We start from the raw sequence: 3,152 nt of genomic DNA on the forward strand, positions 1-3,152 counted from the left end.
CGCGCCGCGATCCCGCCGCCGCCATCGTGGCGCGCGCGGGCGGCCGGCCGATCGACGCGCAGGCCACGGCCAAACCGGGCGACGAGCGCAGGCAGTACGCGTTCCACTCGTTCGGCGCGGTCTTTGCCGAAGTGCACGTGGACGCGGAACTGGGCACGGTGCGTGTGACGCGCATCGTCGGCGCTTATGACGTGGGGCAGGTGCTCAACGAGAAGACCGCGCGCAGCCAGTTGATGGGCGGCATGGTGTGGGGCGTGAGCACGGCGCTGCACGAAGACGGTCTGCTCGACACGCGCACGGGCCGCTTCGCGAACGGGAATTTCGCGCAGTACCACGTGCCGGTGAACGCCGATATCGGCGCGCTGGACGTGTTGTTCGTGGGTCAGCCGGATCTGCGCTTCAATGCGGTCGGCGTGCGCGGCATCGGCGAGATCGGCATTACGGGCGTGCCCGCCGCCATCGCGAACGCCGTGTATCACGCGACGGGCGTGCGCGTGCGCGATTTGCCGATCACGCTCGACAAGCTGATGCTGCCGCAGCACGCGTTCGCGTGAAGCGGCGGCATGGTCGATTCAGCGTCGATTTAGCGCCGATGCACCTCGCGCGTGCGCGGGAAATCCGCGCTTGCCCCGCGCGCCATTGCGCCGCACAATCGGCCCATTCCCTTCTCGCGCGGTACACCCCATGGCCTATGCATCGCTCGCCACCGGCGTACTGCTCGCCGCCGGCACGGGATCGCGCTTCGATCCCCACGGTCTGCGCAACAAGCTGCTCGAGCCGCTGCCCGGCGGCGCGTGCGTCGCACACGAAGCCGCGCACCGTCTGCTGCTCGTCGTGCCCAAGGTGATCGCCGTCGTGCGCCCCGGCGCGGAAACGCTCGCGCACGCGCTCAACGAAGCGGGCTGCGACGTGGTGTTCGCGCCCGACGCCGTGCGCGGCATGGGCGCGAGTCTCGCGGCGGCCATCGAAGCCGATACGGATGGCGACAGCTGGATCGTCGCGCTCGCGGACATGCCGCGCATCGCCGTACCGACCATCGAAGCGGTCGCGCGCGAACTGGACGCGGGCGCGTCGCTCGTCGCGCCGTTCCATGACGGCCGGCGCGGGCATCCGGTGGGATTCGGCCTCGAACATCGCTCGGCGCTGATCGCGCTCGACGGCGACACGGGCGCGCGCGCGTTGCTGAGCACGCAGCCGGTCAAACGGATCGACGTCGACGACCCCGGCATTCTGCGCGACGTGGACACGCCCGCTGATCTGGACGGGCTTTAACGGTCAGGGACGGTTGGCGTCCGTCGCTGCGTCCGTCGTGGTATCGGCAGCGGGGAGCGCGACCGCATCGGACGCCGCGGCATTCGCATCGGCACCGGACTTCTCGGAGACCGCGGGCGGCGTGTGCACCGAGGCGACCTGCTCGGCTTTCGCGTGCGAAGCATGACCAAACAACGTCGGCACGCCAAGCAAACCCAGAACGAACACCACCGCCACTACCGCCGCACCCATACCATCACCTTGCCGATACTGAGGGAGCGCGCATGCGCACCCGTTTTGAGGAAGGCTGAAGTTTACGGCCGGGTAAGATTTTGAAAAATGCCGGCGGCATATAAACAGTGTTGATCTGACGGCAATAATCGACGGTCGAAACGGCCTGTGCTGCGCTCAATATGGCCAGTTTGACGAACAATCGCTCGCCGATCTTCTCGATGCCGCGCCTTCCCGTGCCAATCTCCACGCCCCGAAACCACGCCGGAAAGCACGTCCGAATCTCCACGGCACGCAGCGCCGCGATCGGCTAGGCTATAAACACGCGCTCCGCGTTCCGTCCACCGCCCGGCCCCAGCCGCGCACGAGGTAGCCGCGATGATCTGCTCGCACACGAACCCGCTTCCCGAACCGCTCGCCGACCCGACGCGCGATCCCGACCGCGACCCGCTCACGCCGCCGCCGCCGGGCCATCACGGCGAAGAACCGCAACGCCCCGACGGCCCGCCGAACAAGGACCCGGTTTGAACGGCAGCGCGCGCCGCGCCGCCTCACACTCAACTGTCCGCCTCGGGGCCACTGCGCTCCACGCCAATCGATGAGCGCCCGCCGACACGCACGATCGACCTGATCCGCGCTTTACCCCGTCTTTTGATTCGCCCCCGCTTTTAGCTTTCATCAAGCTTGCACCGTTGCGCCACGCTCCTTAAAATGCAAACGATTCGTATTTGCAGTCAAGTAGCAGGTAATATTCCATGTCCGCCCTTTCAGCCGTTTAGCCGAACCGCCCGACGCCATCGTGACCCATTTTCTGACCTTGCCCGTTCCCGCCCTCCGCCGGACGCGCCGCGCCGCCGCATGAGACCGCTGCTGGTTCGCCTGCATCGCTGGTTCGGCCTCGGCACGGCGGCATTCCTGTTCATCGCCGGGCTGACCGGCGCGGTGATCGCGTGGGACCACGAACTGGACTCCGCGCTCAACCCGTCCTTCTATCACGCTCACACGCCGGGCACGCCGCTGCCGCCGCTCGAACTCGCGAAGCGCTTCGAGGCCGCCGAGCCGCACGCCGAAGTCACCTTCATGCCGCTCTCGATCGAGCCCGGCACCACCTTCATGGCGCGCGTGAGTCCGCGCAACGATCCGAAGACGGGCGCACCGTATCCGCTCGACTACAACCAGATCGCGCTCGATCCCGTCACCGGCGCCGAACAGGGCCGCCGCATGTGGGGCGCGCCGTCGCTCGCGCGCGAGAACCTGATTCCCTTCCTCTACCAGCTTCACTACACGCTGTTCATGCCGACGAAGATGGGCATCGACTTCAGCGTCTGGACGATGGGCGTCGTGGGCATGGTGTGGCTGCTCGACGGCTTCATCGCGATCGTGCTCGCGTTTCCGAATCTCAAGAGCTGGCGCAAGTCGCTCGCGTTCCGCCTCAAGCGCGGCGGCTACGCGCTCACGTTCGATCTGCACCGCTCGGGCGGCGTGTGGCTCTGGGGTCTGCTGATCGTGGTCGCCGTCACGTCGATCTCGATGAATCTCGGCGCCCAGATCGTGCGCCCCGTGGTCTCGGTCTTCTCGACGCTCGCGCCGGACCCGTTCAGCACGCCCTCGCCCGCCGGCGCGCTCACGCCCGCCCAGGCCGACGCCGCGCGCACGCGCATCGTCGCCGA

At 67.8% G+C, this 3,152-nt stretch carries 6 protein-coding genes; 4 read left to right on the plus strand and 2 right to left on the minus strand.

Annotated elements, in window-relative coordinates:
- Together G3N97_RS37720 and G3N97_RS37725 are read left to right on the plus strand one after the other, a co-directional pair.
- Window positions 1-554, plus strand: a 554-nt coding sequence (locus G3N97_RS37720; RefSeq protein ID WP_205997837.1) for a molybdopterin cofactor-binding domain-containing protein, incomplete at its 5' end; no start/stop codon positions are given.
- Between the two features lie 130 nt (window positions 555-684).
- Window positions 685-1,272, plus strand: coding sequence for a nucleotidyltransferase family protein (locus G3N97_RS37725; protein WP_205997839.1), 588 nt, complete (start codon window positions 685-687; stop codon window positions 1,270-1,272).
- Between the two features lie 3 nt (window positions 1,273-1,275).
- Here G3N97_RS37725 and G3N97_RS37730 read toward each other — a convergent pair whose 3' ends face one another.
- Together G3N97_RS37730 and G3N97_RS37735 are read right to left on the minus strand one after the other, a co-directional pair.
- Window positions 1,276-1,503, minus strand: a complete 228-nt coding sequence (locus G3N97_RS37730; protein ID WP_205997840.1) for a hypothetical protein — start codon at window positions 1,501-1,503, stop codon at window positions 1,276-1,278.
- Window positions 1,504-1,507: 4 nt separating this feature from the next.
- Complete coding sequence (locus G3N97_RS37735; RefSeq protein ID WP_205997841.1) at window positions 1,508-1,732, minus strand: hypothetical protein; 225 nt, start codon at window positions 1,730-1,732, stop codon at window positions 1,508-1,510.
- 128 nt (window positions 1,733-1,860) lie between these two features.
- Between G3N97_RS37735 and G3N97_RS37740 the strand changes: the two genes are divergently transcribed.
- Both G3N97_RS37740 and G3N97_RS37745 read left to right on the plus strand, forming a co-directional pair.
- Complete coding sequence (locus G3N97_RS37740; protein WP_176082002.1) at window positions 1,861-2,010, plus strand: hypothetical protein; 150 nt, start codon at window positions 1,861-1,863, stop codon at window positions 2,008-2,010.
- A 330-nt stretch (window positions 2,011-2,340) separates the two neighbouring features.
- Window positions 2,341-3,152, plus strand: an 812-nt coding sequence (locus G3N97_RS37745) for a PepSY-associated TM helix domain-containing protein (RefSeq protein ID WP_205997842.1), incomplete at its 3' end; no start/stop codon positions are given.

Origin of the sequence: Paraburkholderia sp. Ac-20347 (genome assembly GCF_017104805.1) — a bacterium.
In the GTDB taxonomy this organism is placed as follows: Bacteria; Pseudomonadota; Gammaproteobacteria; order Burkholderiales; family Burkholderiaceae; genus Paraburkholderia; species Paraburkholderia tropica.